Here is a 16,791-nt window from a genome sequence, read left to right on the forward strand (position 1 = left end):
CTTTAAAGGCCGGCTTTCTTGTAAGTGATTGAAATCACTAGAAATTTTTTGGTGGGAAGTGCAAGTTTCGAACTTGCGACCCCTGCAGTGTGAATGCAGTGCTCTACCCCTGAGCTAACCTCCCGAAGCGAGGCGAATTATACGATACGTCTCGCGTAAAATGGAAGGGCAAACATGAAAATTCTTCCGATTTGCCTTACGCCGGCAGTTGTGGCGCCATGGCGGCAGTCCAGATGCACTGTCCTTTGACCGCCTTGTCCAGCCCCGCCAGCGCTTCCACGTGCGCGGCCAGCTCGTCGTCCGAGGCCGGCAGGAAAATGATGTCGGCCATGGCCACCGGCGCCAGCAATTCGCTGCCGGCGGGCTTCACTTCTTCCACGTCCATGCCCAGGCTGTTCTGGCCGCGTGTCATCGCCAGGTAGACGTCGGCCAGCAACTCCGAGTCGAGCAGCGCGCCGTGCAACTTGCGGTGGGCGTTGGAGATGCCATAGCGGTCGCACAGAGCGTCCAGCGAGTTGCGCTTGCCCGGGTGTAGTTCTTTCGCATGCACCAGGGTGTCGATCACGCTGCCGATATGGCTGGAAAAATCCGGCAGGTTCAGCAGCTTGAATTCGTGGTTCAGGAAACCCAGGTCGAACGGCGCGTTGTGGATGATGACTTCGGCGCCCTGTATGTAGGCGCGCAAGTCTTCGACGATTTCGTGAAAGCGCGGCTTGTCGCTCAGGAACTCGGTGGTCAGGCCGTGGACGTTGAGCGCGCCCTCTTCCGAATCGCGGTCGGGATTGATGTAGACGTGGAAGTTATTCCCAGTCAGCATGCGGTTTTCGAGTTCGACACAGCCGATCTCGATGATGCGGTTGCCCAGCTTGGGGTTGATGCCGGTGGTTTCGGTATCGAGTACGATTTGGCGCATAGTATTTCGGTGATTGCTACAGACAAGCGGCCTAGTATAACAGGCCGGCCGGTTTTACTTTTTGCTGGCAGCGCGCGCCACTTCCACGCCGCGATTGGCCAGCATGTCGGCGCGCTCGTTGCCGGGATGGCCGTTGTGGCCGCGCACCCAGCGCCATTCCACCGTGTGCAGCGCTTGGGCAATGTCGAGCGCCTTCCACAGGTCCTCGTTCTTGACCGGTTCCTTGGACGCGGTTTTCCAGCCGCGCGCTTTCCAGCCGTGGATCCATTCGCTGATGCCCTTTTGCACGTACTGGCTGTCGGTGTGCAGCACCACGTCGCACGGGCGCTTGAGGATGCTCAGCGCCTCGATCACCGCCTGCAATTCCATGCGGTTGTTGGTGGTGTCGCGCGTGCCGCCGCAGATTTCCTTTTCGGAGTTGCCGGCCACCAGGAAGGCGCCCCAGCCGCCCAGGCCAGGGTTGCCCTTGCATGCGCCGTCCGTAAAAATTTCTACCTTATCCATCCTGCTGTTCCCGTCTTTTGTTAGTTGCCGGCACCACCGCCGGGGCGGTGGCCGATTTCTTGGCCCAGGCTGGGCCGATCAGATGCATGCCCTTCACGCGCTTGATGGCCTGGATGACGTACACGCCGCCGAAGAAAGGCCACCAGCGCGGACCGGCATTATCCATGAATGCGTAACGTTGCAGCCATTTTTCTGTGCGGCAGGCGGGCGCGTAACAGCCGAGATGGCTGTGGCTTGCGCCCATGTTGAGCAGCTTGAGCCAGTCGCGCATGCGCGGCATGGTAATCAGCGATTCGGTGGGTGGCAGGAACGAGGCGCCGCCCACGCGCCGCAGTACATGGCGCGCCCCCCACAGGCTGGTGGGATTGAAGCCGCAAATGATCACCTGCCCCTCCGGTATCAGCACGCGCTCCACTTCGCGCAGCACCTGGTGCGGATCGGTGGAGAACTCGAGCACATGCGGCAGCACCACCAGGTCCAGGCTGTGCGAGGCAAACGGCAATTCGGTAAAATCGCAGGTGAGCGAAACCGGTCGCAGCGCAGGCGCCGCCGGCAACTCGATGACCGTTTCCGGCTGGCCGGTTGGTGCCGGCAGCACGGACGGCACAATATTTTCGGGCCGCACCTTGCGGTCCACCAGCCATTTGTTCGGCATGCGATTGGCGGCCAGCGCATCGATCTGCGGCAGGCCGATCTGCACCGCGTTGTAGCCGAAAATATCGACCGTTAAATTATCGAGACAGGTTTGTTCCCACGCACGCATGTACACACCGGCGGGCGTTTGCAGCCAGCCTTCCAGCGCTATAATGGACTGCTCCGAACCTGCTTTATCCATGTCCAGCCTTTAGCGATCCAATGACCATATCTTCTCAACAAGCTCTCAGTGTTCTTACGATTCCAGCGTTCAAAGACAACTACCTGTGGCTGATCCATGACGGCGTGCATGCCGCAGTCGTCGATCCCGGTGAAGCCAAACCAGTCCTGGCCGCGCTCAAAGCACACGGCCTCAGGTTGACCGCCATTCTACTGACGCATCATCACGCTGACCATATCGGCGGCGTCCCCGAATTATTACAGCATTACCAGGTTCCCGTTTACGGACCGCGCAACGAAAGCATCGCCACCGTCACCTTGCCGGTCGGCGAAGGCAAGCAGATCGACGTGCCCGGACTGGCGCTGCGCGTGAGCGTGCTCGATGTGCCCGGCCACACCATGGGCCACATTGCCTACGTGCGCGCGCCGCATGATGGCGAGCCGACCTGGCTGTTCTGCGGCGACACGCTGTTCGCGGGCGGCTGCGGCCGTTTGTTCGAAGGCACGCCGGCTCAAATGATCAGCTCACTCGGCAAGCTGGCCGCGCTGCCCGATGATACCAAGGTGTATTGCGCCCATGAATATACCCTATCCAACCTGCGTTTCGCGCGCGTGGTCGAGCCCGACAATGTCGCGCTGCAGGAAAGGGTAAAAGTGGAGACCGACAAGCGCGAGCACAACCTGCCCACGGTGCCCAGCACCATCGCCATCGAAAAAGCCACCAACCCGTTCCTGCGCTACCGCGAACCGGCGATCGCGCAGCAACTGGTCAAGGCTGGCAAGCTCGATGGAATGGATACGCCGCTGGCCACGTTTACGGCGCTGCGCTTGTGGAAGAACGATTTTTGATCTGATTGTGGCGAGGCGCGGTATAGGCCGCCGCACTGGCGGAGATCCAGGCGCCGCGTGCTTGGCACTCAGCTTGGATCCCCGCCTTCGCGGGGATGACGGATTGAAGGCGCGGGGCTGACGGATTGAATTCTCGGGGACGACGGACTGAAGCTAGATTTCTTCGTACAGCGGCAGGGTCAGAAACTCCGCAAACTCGGTCGAGGTAGACATTTCCTCGAAGATTTGCGCGGCGCGCGGATAGGTTGGGCCGTCGCCGCCAGGCGCGTCGCGCTGCACCTTGGCCAGCTCTTCCGGAATCATGGCGCGCACCATGTCTGCCGTGACCTTGCGGCCGTCTTCCAGCACGCCCTTGTCGGAACGGATCCATTGCCACACCTGCGAGCGGCTGATCTCGGCCGTGGCCGCATCCTCCATCAGGTTGTGGATCGGCACGCAGCCATTGCCGGCCAGCCAGCTGCCCAGGTAGTGGATGCCGACGTTGATGTTGTAGCGCAGGCCCGCCTCGGTGATCGGCGCTTCCGGCTTGAAGTCCAGCAGTTGTTCGCGCGTGACATCGATGTCGGGGCGCTGCTTGCCGATCTGGTTCGGCTGGTCGCCGAGCACCTTGGTGAACTCGCCCATCGCCAGCTCGACCAGGCCCGGGTGCGCCACCCAGCCGCCGTCGTAGCCATCGGTGGCGTCGCGCGCCTTGTCGTTGCGCACGCCGCCCATGGCCACGTCATTTTTCTCGGGATCGTTCTTGATGGGAATCAGCGCTGCCATGCCGCCGATCGCCGGCGCATTGCGCTTGTGGCAGGTCTTGAGCAGCAGCAGCGCATAGGCGCGCATGAACGGCGCAGTCATCGTCACCTTGGCGCGGTCGGCCAGGCAGAAGTCCTTGTCCAGCTTGAACTTCTTGATGCACGAGAAAATGTAATCCCAGCGGCCCGCATTCAGGCCCGAGCTGTGTTCGCGCAGTTCGTACAGGATCTCGTCCATCTCGAAGGCGGCCAGGATGGTCTCGATCAGCACGGTGGCCTTGATCGTGCCCTGCGGCAGGCCAAGCTCGTTTTGCGTCATCACGAAAATGTCGTTCCACAACCGTGCTTCGAGGTGCGATTCCATTTTCGGCAAATAGAAATAGGGGCCGGCGCCGCGCGCCAGTTGCTCCCTGGCGTTGTGCACCATGAACAAGGCAAAATCAAAAATGCCGCCGGAAATACGCTTGCCGTCGACCAGCACGTGCTTTTCATCGAGATGCCAGCCGCGTGGGCGCACCACCAGCGTGGCGACTTTATCGTTGAGCTTGTAGGACTTGCCGTTTTGCTCGAGCGAGATGGTGCGGCGTACCGCATCCTTCATATTGATCTGGCCGGTGATCTGGTTGTCCCAGTTCGGCGTGTTGGAATCCTCGAAGTCGGTCATATAACTATCCGCGCCCGAGTTGAGGGCGTTGATCACCATCTTGCGCTCGACCGGGCCGGTGATTTCCACGCGGCGGCACTCCAGAGCGGCAGGAATCGGCGCGATGGTCCAGTCGCCGTTGCGGATCTGTTCGGTCTCAGGCAGGAAATCGGGGCGTTCGCCGGCATCAAGCCGCTTGGCGCGCTCCACCCGCACGGCCAGCAACTGCTGACGACGCGCTTCGAACTCGCGCGTGAGCTTGACCACCAACTCCAGCGCCTCGCTGGTGAGGATGGCTTCGTATCCGGGCTTGATGTCACCGGTAATTTCCATGCCCTGCGGCAGATTAGTGGACAGCGTCATGTGCGAAATCTCCAAGAGAAAAGTTAACTTCGATACCAGATTATAAGCATCGCCACAGTGCGCACGCCGGTTTCTTTTTTAGTGTGAAGGCTCGGTGACGCTATGGCATTTTTTCCAGTATATTCACTCTTTAGTGATGCAAACGAGACTAAATATCACTTCATCCATGCGTTTTTGTCACAGATAGAAAGTTGACGATGGGGCAGTTCAGACAGATTTCCACCTTTGTCGAGGTGGTGGCCCGTGGCAGCCTGTCCGCCGCAGCACGCGCCGAAGGCATCGCACCGGCCATGATCGGCCGCCGGCTAGACGCGCTCGAAGCGCGGCTGGGCGTCAAATTATTGCAGCGAACCACGCGCAAGCTGGCGCTTACCGACGAAGGCGCGGCGTTTCTCGAGGATTGCCAGCGCATCCTGGCCGAGCTCGAAGAAGCCGAGTCGGCCGTGGCCGAGCGCAGTGCGCGCGCCACCGGCCACCTGATGATTTCGGCGCCGGCCGGCTTCGGCCGCCAGCACGTGGCGCCGTTGCTGCCGTCATTCCTGGCCGAGCACCAGGACCTGACCGCCACGCTTAACATGACCGACCGCGTGACCGACATCGTGGGCGAAGGCATCGACGTGGCGATCCGCATCGCCAGCCTGGCCGATTCCAGCCTGGTCAGCGTCAAGCTGGCCGACAACGAACGGGTGGTGGTGGCAGCCCCCTCCTACCTCAAGCGCCACGGCACGCCGGAAACCCTGGCCGACCTGGCGCGGCACAACTGCCTGGCGATCAGCAGCGAAGGCAGCCAGCGCGGTTGGACCTTCCGCGAAAACGGCAAGAACGTGGTGCTGAAAGTGGGCGGCAACATGGGCTGCAACGACGGCCAGGTGCTGCACGAATGGGCATTGGCTGGCAAGGGGCTGGCGTGGCGGTCGATGTGGGAGGTGGGCAGCGAAATCGAGGCGGGAAAATTGCGCACCGTACTGGGCGACTTTGCCGCGCCAGGCAACGATATCCACGCGGTATTCGCGCAGCGACGGCACTTGCCGTTGCGCGTGCGGGCGTTCGTGGATTTTTTACGGCGGGCGTACGCGCAGCCGAACTATTGGCGGCTCAAACCCGTGGAGCAGTAAGGGCAATGCAGGCCTTGCCGGATAGCGTGAGCCAACGCGCCAGGCCCGTTCCTGGCCGGACGTGCCGATTGACCAAACGTACAGACGAAAAAAAATCCCCGGTGACCGAGGATTTCTTATTTCGTTAGATCCAGCGTATTACAGAGGCTGAATGTTCGAAGCTTGCTTGCCCTTAGGACCAGCGGTCACTTCAAAAGAAACGCGTTGGTTCTCTTGCAGCGACTTGAAGCCTGCCGACTGAATCGCCGAGAAGTGAGCGAACAGATCTTCGCCGCCTTCGTCAGGGGTGATAAAGCCGAAGCCCTTCGAATCATTGAACCATTTTACGATACCAGTTGCCATTACAATTCCTATTTCAGTTAAGTTGGGCTTGCGCCCGTGATATCGTTTGAGGCAAGAAAAACATACAAACTGCAGTACTCTTGAATCTAAACGATTCCGTATTATACCCATTTACCAGAGAAAAGCACGGATTCACAAAAATAAATGCAAAACAGCGTTTTCTCTCTCGGTCAATGCGTACATGTCATTATAGACAACTAGATCATAACCTATTTGAGCTAGATCAAGTGCACAACATCTCTCAATCGAATTCGACGGCGCCAGGATCTCGTGCGGCCCACGCCAGGAACTGCTCGATCTGGGCCGGCACGCCATCCCAGCCGGCGCCCTCTTTCATTGCTGCCCGCACCTGCTGTTCAAGCCGACGCGCCTCCTGGCCCAGCGTGGGGTAACCGAAGGTGCCGGCCGAACCGGCCACGCCGTGCAACAGTTCGTGCAAAGCATGCAGCGACACCGCCGATGGCATGCCGCCTTGCGTACTGCCGTTGCAGGCGGCCAGCGCCTGCGCGATCTTGTCCATCGTGCCAGGTACGGTGGCGGCGAACTTGGCGTTGAGCGCCGCCAGGCGGGCGCGGAAATCGGGATCGGTCGAAGCGGTCATATATGCAGACGGTTACTTGGTGCCGAAGATGCGGTCGCCGGCGTCGCCCAGGCCAGGCACGATGTAAGCATGGTCGTCCAGGTGCGAGTCGAGCGCGGCGCAATAGAGTTTTACGCCCGGGTGCGCCTTCTGGAATACCTCGATGCCTTCCGGCGCGGCCACCAGGGCCAGGAAAATGATTTGTTCATCCGTCACGCCGCGCTTCTTGAGCACATCAACCGCGTGTACCGCCGAATTGCCGGTGGCCACCATCGGGTCGCACAGGATGAAGGTACGCTCCGCAGTATCGGGCAGGCGCACCAGGTATTCCACCGGCTGGTGGGTGGCCGGGTCGCGAAACACGCCGATATGGCCCACGCGCGCCGACGGCACCAGGTCCAGCAGGCCGTCGCTCATGCCGATGCCGGCGCGCAGGATCGGCACGATGGCCAGCTTGCGGCCGGCGATCACCGGCGCGTCGATGGTCATCAGCGGTGTTTCCACGGTGCGGGTGGTCAGCGGCAGGTCGCGCGTGATCTCGTACCCCATCAGCAGCGTAATTTCCTTGAGCAGGTCGCGGAACGTGCGGGTGGACGTGTCCTTGGCGCGCATGTGGCTGAGCTTGTGCTGGATCAGCGGATGATCGGTGATGAACAGGTTCGGGAAGCGCGGATCTTGTTTCATTATTATTTGCTCTATGAAGACGTTTATGCACGCCATTATACAAGCGGGGCATGTGGCGCGGCAGTGCTGCAAGTGCGGCATCGGCAAACAACTATCTGCGCGGCTTTAGAGATTTCTCAAAAGAAATTAATGAAACCGGACAGAATGTTGCCCATACCCATGTAAAAGCGCGCGCAGAAGTGATAAAGTGCTTTATGGATTTGCAAGATTCACATAATCCGCATGTCACATATACAAATTAGAAAGCTTAGATTTTTGCAATGCAACAGAGCCCACCACCTCAGCCGCCGCGCGATTTGCTCCATGAGCTGGACCGTCTCATGGAGGAAGCTGGCGATGTGGTGTTCCGACTCGACGCTGCCGGCGCGGTCGCTTTTGCCAGCCGCCGCGCCACCACGCTGATCGGCCGCCTGGCGCCGCTGCATGGTTTGTCGCTGGCGCGGCTGGTCGGCGACGACGACCATGCCGCGCTGACGGCGGCGCTCGCGGTAGCGCACACCTCCGGCGCGCCGCAGGTAGTGCAAGTGCGCATCAAGGCGCCCGAGGCCGAGGTGTGGCACGAATTGCGCATCTCCTGCCTGGCGCAGCCGGACGGCGCCCCGGCGCTGCTGGTGGTGGGCCGCGACATGTCGCAGCAACAGGCCACCGAACAGCGCCTGCGCCACCTGGCCACCCACGATGCCCTCACCGAGCTGCCCAATCGCCTGCTGCTGTCGGACCGTATCCGCATGGTGATCGCCAATGCGCGCCGCTCGGGCCAAGGCTTTGCGGTGGCCACCATCGGCCTTGACAGTTTCAAGAAAGTCAACGATGGCCTGGGCCACCCGGTCGGCGACGCACTGCTGCAAATGGCCGCCGCGCGCTTGCGCAAGACCCTGCGCGACAGTGACACGCTAGCGCGCGTCGGCGGCGACGAGTTTGTCGCGATTCTGCCCGGCACCCACACCGAGGCCCAGATCAAGCTGGTCACGGGACGGCTGATCGCCACCCTGCAGTCGCAGTTTGACATCGGCAAACACACCATTTACGTGGGCGCCTCGGTCGGCGTGTCGATCTATCCGCTGCACGCGGAAGACGAAGTGCGCCTGATGGCACTGGCCGATGCCGCCATGTCGCGCGCCAAGGAAACCGGCAAGGCGCGCTGCGTGGTGTATAGCCCCGCGCAGGCTGGACCACCGCAACACGACATCTCGCTCGAGGCGGCGATGTTCCAGGCCGTGCGCGAAGGCGAATTCCTGCTGTACTATCAGCCCATCGTCGATGCGCCCACGCGCGAGATCCAGGGTTTCGAAACGCTGATGCGCTGGAAGCATCCTACGCTGGGCATGGTGCCGCCGGTGCGCTTCATTCCGATCGCCGAGGCCAATGGCCTGATCAACCTGCTGGGCGCCTGGGCGCTCAAGGCCGCGTGCGTGCAACTGCGCCAGTTCGAGGAAGTGGCGCGGCGCAGCCTCTATATCTCCGTCAATATCAGCCCGCGCCAGTTCCGCAACGATAAATTCCTCGACGTGCTCGACGACGCCCTCGCCTTCTCCGGCCTGCCCGGCGAACAGCTGGTGCTCGAAATTACCGAGGGCACACTGATGGTCGATCCGGTGCACGCCGAGGCTATCCTGACCAAGATGGCCGAGCGCCGCGCGCGCATCGCCATCGACGATTTCGGCACCGGCTATTCGTCGCTGGCCTATCTCAAGCGCTTTCCGATTTCCGTGCTCAAGATCGACCGCGCTTTCATCCGCGACCTGCCTGGCTCGCAGAAGGACGGCGCCATCTGCAGCACGGTGCTCGACCTGTCGCGGCACCTGGACCTGTCGGTGGTGGCCGAAGGCGTGGAGACCGAGGAGCAGATGGGCTGGCTCAACGAGCGCGGCTGCCAGTACATCCAGGGCTACCTGACCGGCAAACCGATGCCCGCCAACGTCGCCATGGCGGCGCTGAGCGAAAGCATGCACGCCAAGCTGGTGCCGCAGGACCTGCCCGCCCCCGCTGCCGCCATCGCGCAGGTGACGCCATGAGTAAACTCGGCAACCTCGATGCCATCGGCCCCATCGACGAACAAGGCGAAAAAACCCTGGCGCAGCTGTGGGATTGCACGCGCCGGCGCGGCGACATGCCAGGCTTCGCCAAGGCCATCACGGCGATCCTGGGCGCCATGCGCGGCGAAGACGAGCTGGAATTCAATATGACCAGCACCGTGCTGTCCGACCCGGTGCTCACGCAAAAGGTCCTGCGGCTGGCCAACAGCAGCATGTACTCGGCCTTCGGCCAGCATGTCAACACGGTTTCGAAAGCCGTGGTCGTGCTGGGCACGGACGCCATTGGCCACCTGGCGCTGGGGCTCAAGCTGATCGAGGAAATGGCAGCCGAAACCGCTGTCGGCGGCGCAGCCACCGTGGCGCACATCGAGATGGAAAAAGCGGTCCTGGCGGGCATGGTGGCGCAGCAGATCGCCACCGCAGCGCACAACCCGCGCGGCGAGGAAGCCGTGGTATGTTCGATGCTGCACACGCTGGGGCGCATGATGCTCACCTTTTACATGCCCGAGCGCTGGCTCGAACTGCAACGCCGCGCCGACGATGAAGGCTCGAGTATCGAAGCCGTCGCCCCCGCAATGCTGGGCTTGAGCATGGCGCAGCTGGGCCACGCCGCCGCGCTGCACTGGCGCCTGCCGGCCAAGCTGGTGGACGGCATGCGCCGGCTCGACCCGCCGGCAGAAGGCGCCGACATCGAAGCCGCCGACTGGGTGGCGGGTCTGTCCACCATGTCGGCACTGTGCGCTGAATCGCTGTGGCACGACGACGCCGTGGGCGCGGCCCAGGTGCAGGCGCTGACCGAAAGCTATGCGGCGATGCTGGGCATGGCGGCAGACAATTTGATGCTCGCCATCGAGCAGGCCAAGGTAGTGGCGGCCAACGATCTGACCATCGCGCCGCTCTCGCGCCCGGCCGAGCGGCGCGCGCGGGCGCAGGCGCAACACCGCCAGCGCGCGGCCGGCAACAAGATCCTGCTCAGCGGCCTGGCCGACATGCGCGATGTGCTGGACACGGCCAGCCCCGGCCAGATGGTGCAGATTGCGCTGGAAACGATTTACAAGGGACTGGAATTTTCGCGCGCCATCGCCTTCGTGCGCAACCGCCGCGCCAACCAGTACACGGCGCGCATCTGCTTCGGCAACGACAGCCGCGAACTGCTGGCGGCGATGAGTTTCGACGACGCCTACGAGCCGAACGTGTTCCATGCGGCGCTCAATAGCGACCGCGTGATCTTCATCGAAAATGCGCCTGACGCCAAGTTCGCGGCCAAGCTGCCGCAATGGTGGAAAGCCGCGCTGTCGGAGGCGCACAGCTTCGTCATCATTCCGCTGTCGTACAACGGCCAGGCTGCTGGTTTCCTGTACGGCGACTGGGACGACACCTTCCCGCCGATCCAGCTGAGCCCCACGGAATTCTCGCTGCTCAACGACATCCGCACGATGGTGGTGCGCGCCGCCGAACGGCGCCACCAGCAGGAAATTGTGAGCACCGGCGTGGCAGCCGGCGCAGGCACCAGCACCACATCCACCCGCGCCTGAAACCCGTCACCGGGAGATATCCGGGGTGGACACCTTGACGTCGCCGCACTGGGCGCGGTGCATCAAGGCGTGGTCGATCAGCACCAGCGCCAGCATCGCCTCGGCAATCGGCGTAGCGCGAATGCCCACGCACGGATCGTGGCGGCCGAAGGTTTCCACCAGCACCGGGCTGCCGTCCTTGTCGATCGAGTGGCGCGGCGTGCGGATCGACGACGTGGGCTTGATGGCGATCGATACCGTGATGTCCTGGCCGGTGGAGATGCCGCCCAACACGCCGCCGGCGTTGTTGCCGACAAAGCCCTGCGGCGTGAGCTCGTCGCCATGCTCGGTGCCTTTTTGCGCTACCGACTTGAAGCCGGCGCCGATTTCCACACCCTTGACCGCGTTAATGCCCATCATGGCGTAGGCGATGTCGGCATCGAGCTTGTCGTAGATCGGCTGGCCCAGGCCCACCGGTACATTTTGCGCGATGACGTCGATGCGCGCGCCGATCGAATCGCCGGCCTTGCGCAGTTCGTCCATGGTCGCCTCCATGTGGGCGATCAGATCGGCGTCGCCGCTGGCGGCAAAAAACGGGTTGTCGTGCACGTGGGTCCAGTCCTGGAACGGCACCGGGATGTCGCCCAGCTGGCTCATGCAGCCCGCGAAGGTGGTGCCGTATTGCTGCAGCAGCCACTTCTTGGCGACGGCGGCGGCGCCGACGATGGGGGCGGTCAGGCGCGCCGACGACCGGCCACCGCCGCGCGGATCGCGCACGCCGTACTTGTGCCAGTAGGTATAGTCGGCATGGCCCGGCCGGAAGCTCTCGGCAATATTGCCGTAGTCCTTGCTGCGCTGGTCTTCGTTGCGGATCAGCAGTGCGATCGGAGTACCGGTGGTAACGCCCTGGTATACGCCCGACAAAATCTCCACCGTGTCCGATTCCTGGCGCTGCGTAACGTGGCGCGACGTGCCCGGTTTGCGGCGGTCGAGTTCCGGCTGGATATCGGCTTCCGACAAGGGCATGCCCGGCGGGCAGCCATCGATCACGCAGCCGATTGCAGGGCCATGCGATTCGCCGAAAGTAGTTACAGAAAACAATTTGCCAAATGTATTACCGGACATAGGAAGAGAATCTTTGGAAATAATAGGGATTTCTACATTCTAACAGCCCACGCCCGCCTTGCGTGACCGGGCGGCTTTGTTGCAATCACGACGCATGCACGTGCGCACGACGTCGGTCGAGCGGCGATCAAACGGGAAAGTCGAGTTCATTTAAACAATTTGCCTATATACTTCCTCAAGAGAAAACCGAGCAATCCTGGAGACGCGACACATGCCCCAACCGATCACCCCTCCTGGCCATCGACAGCAAACGTCAACGGCCAAGGATGATCAAGACGACCTGGTATTCCTCGAAGAACATCCGGCGGCAAGCACAGACACCAGCGCGACCGGCGTCTGGCGGGTGATGATCATCGACGATGACGAAGATGTTCATTCGACGACCACCTTTGCGCTCGGCAATCTCGACATGCAAGGCCGGCCGCTGGAATTCGTCCACGCCTACTCTGCCGGCCAGGCCCGCGACCTGCTTGCCAGCGAAACCGACATCGCCGTGATCCTGCTCGACGTGGTGATGGAACAGGACGACGCCGGCCTGCACCTGGTGCGCCACATCCGCGAAACGCTCAAGCTGGCCGACGTGCGCATCATCCTGCGCACCGGCCAGCCCGGCTATGCGCCCGAAATCGACGCCATCCGCGATTTCGACATCAACGACTACAAGACCAAGTCCGAACTTACCCGCATCAAGCTCTATACCACCGTTACCTCGGCGATCCGGTCGTATCAGCAGATCCGCAAGATCGACGACAGCCGCCGCGGCCTGAACCAGATCGTCCATGCCAGCACCGAGCTGATGGCGCTGCACGGCGTGCATGACTACGCCGCCGGCGTGCTGGCGCAGATCGGCGACCTGCTGGGCACTGCTGCCAGCGGCGTGCTGTGCGTGAAGGACTGCCCCGGCGGCGACCCCGGTTGCCACGAACTGATGGTGATGGCCGCGTGCGGCCGGCACGCCCAGCTCGAGCCTCCCCACCATCTTCAGCATGCACCGCTGGCCGACGCCCGCATCCGCGCACTGATGGAGCAGACCCTGGCGCAACGCGCCAACGTGTACGGCGCCGACTCCGTCACGCTCTACTTCGCCGGCAAGGCCAGTCGCGACTTCGTGGCGTACCTCGACGTGGACAGCGCGCCCACCGACATCAACGAACGCCTGCTCGACGTCTTTTGCGGCAACGTCGCGGTGGGGCTCGACAACGTGGAACTGGTCAGCCACCTGCACAACGCGGCGTTCTACGACCAGTTGTGCAAGCTGCCCAACCGCACCCGCCTGCTGGAGATACTGGAAGAAAGCCTGGCCGCTGCCACCGGTCCGCAGCACGCCCCGGCCACCCTGGCGCTGGTCGATCTCGATCACTTCGCCGAAACCAACGACGCGCTGGGCCACCAGTTCGGTGACCTGCTGCTGGTCGCGGTGGCCAATCGCCTGCAGGCGGACCTGGGCCGGCAAGTGGCGGTGGCGCGCATCGGCGGCGACATTTTTGCGCTGCTGGGGGATTCCACCCTGGTCACGCCGGCCGCGCTGCTGGTGCTGTTCCAGCAGCCGTTCCGCATCGACGGCCAGGATGTGCAGTTGTCGGCCACGCTGGGACTGGTGCGGCTCGACGAACACGAAGGCAGCGGCGGCGACGCCCTCAAGGACGCCGACATCGCCTTGAAACGCGCCAAGACCCAGCAGCGCGCCGGCTACTGCTACTTCTCGCGCTCGATGGGGGTGGAAATCCGCGAGCGGGTGCGCATGATGCACGCGCTGCGCACCGCCTTCGGCCAGCGCCAGCTGTTCGTCATGTACCAGCCGCAGATCGATCTCGAAACCCGCCGTCCGGTCGGCGCCGAAGCGCTGCTGCGCTGGCAGACCGCAGACGGCGCCTTTGTCTCGCCCGACCGTTTCATTCCGATCGCCGAGTACTCGGGCCTGATCATCGACCTCGGCGAATGGGTGCTGCGTACTGCGTGCCGCGAACTGATGGCCGTGCGCGCGGCCGGCCACCTCGACTTCGTCATGTCGGTCAATGTCTCGCAGGTGCAGTTCCGCCACCCGCACTTCCTCGACATGCTGCGCCGGGCGCTGGAAGAAACCGGCGCGCCGCCGCAGAATATCGAACTGGAAATCACCGAATCGATGGCGATGGAAGAGCCGGATTTGCTGATCAAGATGCTCGACCAGATCAAGCAGACGGGCGTATCGATCGCGATCGACGACTTCGGCACCGGCTTTTCGTCGCTGTCGTATTTGCAGCGGCTGCAAGTGGATCGCCTGAAAATCGACCGTGCCTTCGTGACCGAAATTACCGGCTCGGCGCGCGGCAGCAGCATCGCCGAAATGGTGATCCAGCTCGGTCGCAACCTGGGGCTGACGGTGATCGCGGAGGGGGTGGAAGACGAGCGCCAGGCGCAGATCCTGCACGCGCTGGGCTGTCCGCTGGCGCAGGGCTTCCTGTTCGCGCGGCCGATGAAGGCCGATGCGCTCGAGGACTGGCTCGACAACGGCAAATAGCAGAGGTTCCCCGCATCATCAGATGCAGGGAACGGCTGACCATCAGTCCGGATGCGGCTCGGCCTGGTCGCCCGGCCAGTCGCGGATATACGCCTTGAGCATGCGGTTCTCGAAGCTTTGCGCCTCCAGCACCGCGCGCGCCACGTCGTAGAACGAAATCACGCCGAGGATGGTCTTGGCGTTCATCACCGGCAAATAACGCGCATGTTTTTCCAGCATGATGCGGCGCACTTCGTTCACTTCGGTATCGGGCGTGACCGTGATCGGGTAATCATCCATGTGCTTGCGCACGGTGCCGCCGCCAACATTACCCTCGTTGGCGTGGATCGCGCGCAGCACTTCGCGGAACGTGAGCATGCCGACCAGGTCGCCGAATTCCATGACCACCAGCGAGCCGATGTCTTTTTCGGCCATGATGTCGGCCGCTTCGGCCAACGGCTGGTCAGGCGAGATGGTGTAGAGGATGCTGCCTTTGACCTGCAGGATTTCGGAGACTTTCATATTAGACCGTCCTGTCCGCTGAGAGGCTTCGTGGGTTGAAGATGTCATTGTTTATTGTAATGTTTAAGCCCAAAGCCGAATGTAGCCTATGCATGGCAAAAAATCCAGCACCGCGCCCCACGATCTTGCAAGAATTTACTTTGGGTGTTACAGCGGGCTCATGCTGCGCTGCAACCAAAGCGCCGCGATCAGCGGCAATCGATCGGACCGAAATGGTCGGACAGGCTTTTGCCCAGGCCGGTTTCCACCGCATTCTCCACCACCCGCGCCAGCTGCGCCGCCTCGCGCGCCGACAGCTGGTCGCGCTCGTCCGTGCCGTCATCGACCACGCCAGCATTGACCGCCATGCCGCCGAACACGAACAGGCGGTACACCTCGGCCAGGGTCAGCTTCTCGACATTGGCCAGCAATACCCAGTGGTCGCTGCCATCGGACACCCGCTTGCCCCACTGCACCCTTCGCGGCGCCGGCACGTTGACGCGCCCCACCCAGCCTTCGGCCAGCATTTTTTCAAGCAGGCCATCCATCTCGTCGAAACCGAGGCGGGTACGGGTGCGGATGGTGCCGGCGCTGACCAATGCCGTATCGCTGCATTTGCAGGCGAGGAACAGCACCTTCAGGATCGCCATCGCATCGACGAATTCGCCGCCCGGCTTGGCCTCGTGCCACCAGCGCTCGTATTTGACCACCGGCAGCGCGGCCACCAGCAAGGCGCCGATCAAGGTGATCACCCACGAAACGTAAATCCAGACCAGGAACAGCGGCAAGGCCGCCAGCGCGCCGTAAATCTTGGAATACGTGGGGAACTGCGTGATGAAAATGGCGAAGCCGCGCTTGGCCAGCTCGAACGCCACGCCGGCCACCAGCCCGCCCCAGGCGGCGTCGTACCAGTCGACGTCGCGGTTCGGCACCGCCACGTACAACAGCGTAAAGCTGGCGGTGGTCACCGCCAGCGAGGCAAACGTGTAGATAATCGCGCCCACCACCGGAAACTGCTCGAACAGGCCCGACGTGGCCAGGAACACCGTGGACGACAGCGTGAGCGAGACGCCGATCAGGAGCGGCCCCAAGGTGATGATGGCCCAGTACACCAGGATGCGGCGGGTCCAGCTGCGTTCGCCGCGCACGCGCCAGATGCGGTTGAACACGCGCTCGATCAGGTTCATCATGGCGATCGAGGTAAAAATCAGCGCCACCGCGCCCACCGCCGACAGCCGCGTGGCCTTGGACGCGAACATGGTCAGGTAATTGAGGATGGTGGCCGATATCGTCTTGGGCATCACGCTCTGGACGAAATACGCTTCCAGCGACGCGCGGAAGGTATTGAACATCGGGAAGGTGGTGAAGATCGCCAGCGCGATGGTCAGCAGCGGCACCAGCGCGAACACGGTGGTAAAAGTGAGGCTGCCGGCCACTTGCGGCAGGCTTTCCTCGCGCAGGCGGCGGTGGGCGAACAGCACCAGGTCGCGCACCTCGGACCACGACAACGCGCGCACGGTATTGACGCCGTTGCGGCAGCTGCGCAGCAGGTAGCGGAAAATCGGTAGTATATATTTTTGGAACATG

General features: G+C 62.5%; 16 protein-coding genes and 1 tRNA gene. 6 read left to right on the top strand and 11 right to left on the bottom strand.

Annotated features, from left to right (window positions below):
* Positions 1-49: 49 nt before the first annotated feature.
* The 4 genes from DUPY_RS25765 to DUPY_RS25780 all read right to left on the bottom strand — a co-directional run bounded on the left by DUPY_RS25765 (position 50) and on the right by DUPY_RS25780 (position 2,252).
* Positions 50-124: transfer RNA gene (locus DUPY_RS25765), tRNA-Val, on the bottom strand.
* A gap of 72 nt (positions 125-196) precedes the next feature.
* Positions 197-913 carry a DNA polymerase III subunit epsilon gene (dnaQ, locus tag DUPY_RS25770; protein WP_070252000.1) on the bottom strand — a complete coding sequence of 239 codons (717 nt, stop codon included), beginning with the start codon at positions 911-913 and terminating at the stop codon, positions 197-199.
* Positions 914-967: 54 nt separating this feature from the next.
* On the bottom strand, positions 968-1,417 hold the full coding sequence (gene rnhA / locus DUPY_RS25775) for a ribonuclease HI (RefSeq protein WP_019920826.1): 450 nt from the start codon (positions 1,415-1,417) through the stop codon (positions 968-970).
* Positions 1,410-2,252 carry a class I SAM-dependent methyltransferase gene (locus DUPY_RS25780; RefSeq protein ID WP_070252001.1) on the bottom strand — a complete coding sequence of 281 codons (843 nt, stop codon included), beginning with the start codon at positions 2,250-2,252 and terminating at the stop codon, positions 1,410-1,412. The genes rnhA and DUPY_RS25780 overlap by 8 nt, the downstream gene beginning before the upstream one ends.
* 20 nt (positions 2,253-2,272) lie before the next feature.
* On the opposite strand from DUPY_RS25780, the gene gloB reads away from it, so the two are divergent.
* Positions 2,273-3,079: a hydroxyacylglutathione hydrolase gene (gloB, locus tag DUPY_RS25785; protein WP_070252002.1), complete on the top strand. Its 807-nt coding sequence runs from the start codon at positions 2,273-2,275 to the stop codon at positions 3,077-3,079.
* Positions 3,080-3,232: 153 nt separating this feature from the next.
* Here gloB and aceB read toward each other — a convergent pair whose 3' ends face one another.
* Entirely contained in the window at positions 3,233-4,828 is a 1,596-nt protein-coding gene (aceB, locus tag DUPY_RS25790; RefSeq protein ID WP_070252003.1) for a malate synthase A, read from the bottom strand.
* Positions 4,829-5,025: 197 nt separating this feature from the next.
* On the opposite strand from aceB, the gene DUPY_RS25795 reads away from it, so the two are divergent.
* Positions 5,026-5,943: a LysR family transcriptional regulator gene (locus DUPY_RS25795; protein ID WP_070252004.1), complete on the top strand. Its 918-nt coding sequence runs from the start codon at positions 5,026-5,028 to the stop codon at positions 5,941-5,943.
* A gap of 138 nt (positions 5,944-6,081) precedes the next feature.
* Here the strand turns inward: DUPY_RS25795 and DUPY_RS25800 are convergent, their stop codons facing one another.
* From DUPY_RS25800 to upp, 3 genes are all read right to left on the bottom strand, one after another.
* Entirely contained in the window at positions 6,082-6,285 is a 204-nt protein-coding gene (locus DUPY_RS25800; protein ID WP_008448165.1) for a cold-shock protein, read from the bottom strand.
* Positions 6,286-6,526: 241 nt separating this feature from the next.
* Entirely contained in the window at positions 6,527-6,886 is a 360-nt protein-coding gene (locus DUPY_RS25805) for an Hpt domain-containing protein (RefSeq protein ID WP_070252005.1), read from the bottom strand.
* Positions 6,887-6,898: 12 nt separating this feature from the next.
* Complete coding sequence (gene upp, locus DUPY_RS25810; RefSeq protein WP_070252006.1) at positions 6,899-7,549, bottom strand: uracil phosphoribosyltransferase; 651 nt, start codon at positions 7,547-7,549, stop codon at positions 6,899-6,901.
* Positions 7,550-7,599: 50 nt separating this feature from the next.
* Here upp and DUPY_RS28545 point away from each other — a divergent pair, with 50 nt between their 5' ends.
* From DUPY_RS28545 to DUPY_RS25820, 3 genes are all read left to right on the top strand, one after another.
* Positions 7,600-7,791: a hypothetical protein gene (locus tag DUPY_RS28545; RefSeq protein ID WP_167359118.1), complete on the top strand. Its 192-nt coding sequence runs from the start codon at positions 7,600-7,602 to the stop codon at positions 7,789-7,791.
* 78 nt (positions 7,792-7,869) lie between these two features.
* Positions 7,870-9,564, top strand: a complete 1,695-nt coding sequence (locus DUPY_RS25815) for a putative bifunctional diguanylate cyclase/phosphodiesterase (protein ID WP_084640895.1) — start codon at positions 7,870-7,872, stop codon at positions 9,562-9,564.
* Positions 9,561-11,120, top strand: coding sequence for an HDOD domain-containing protein (locus tag DUPY_RS25820; RefSeq protein ID WP_070252008.1), 1,560 nt, complete (start codon positions 9,561-9,563; stop codon positions 11,118-11,120). The genes DUPY_RS25815 and DUPY_RS25820 overlap by 4 nt, the downstream gene beginning before the upstream one ends.
* A gap of 6 nt (positions 11,121-11,126) precedes the next feature.
* Here DUPY_RS25820 and aroC read toward each other — a convergent pair whose 3' ends face one another.
* Positions 11,127-12,224, bottom strand: a complete 1,098-nt coding sequence (gene aroC, locus DUPY_RS25825; protein WP_070252009.1) for a chorismate synthase — start codon at positions 12,222-12,224, stop codon at positions 11,127-11,129.
* A 211-nt stretch (positions 12,225-12,435) separates the two neighbouring features.
* On the opposite strand from aroC, the gene DUPY_RS25830 reads away from it, so the two are divergent.
* Positions 12,436-14,724, top strand: a complete 2,289-nt coding sequence (locus tag DUPY_RS25830; protein ID WP_070252010.1) for a putative bifunctional diguanylate cyclase/phosphodiesterase — start codon at positions 12,436-12,438, stop codon at positions 14,722-14,724.
* 42 nt (positions 14,725-14,766) lie between these two features.
* Here DUPY_RS25830 and DUPY_RS25835 read toward each other — a convergent pair whose 3' ends face one another.
* Together DUPY_RS25835 and DUPY_RS25840 are read right to left on the bottom strand one after the other, a co-directional pair.
* Positions 14,767-15,225 (bottom strand): CBS domain-containing protein, encoded by a 459-nt coding sequence (locus tag DUPY_RS25835; protein WP_070252011.1) that lies wholly within the window; start codon positions 15,223-15,225, stop codon positions 14,767-14,769.
* A 188-nt stretch (positions 15,226-15,413) separates the two neighbouring features.
* Positions 15,414-16,790, bottom strand: coding sequence for a YihY family inner membrane protein (locus DUPY_RS25840; RefSeq protein ID WP_070252012.1), 1,377 nt, complete (start codon positions 16,788-16,790; stop codon positions 15,414-15,416).
* Between the last annotated feature and the right edge of the window lies 1 nt (position 16,791).

This window comes from Duganella phyllosphaerae (assembly GCF_001758785.1).
Classification (GTDB): Bacteria; Pseudomonadota; Gammaproteobacteria; order Burkholderiales; family Burkholderiaceae_D; genus Rugamonas; species Rugamonas phyllosphaerae.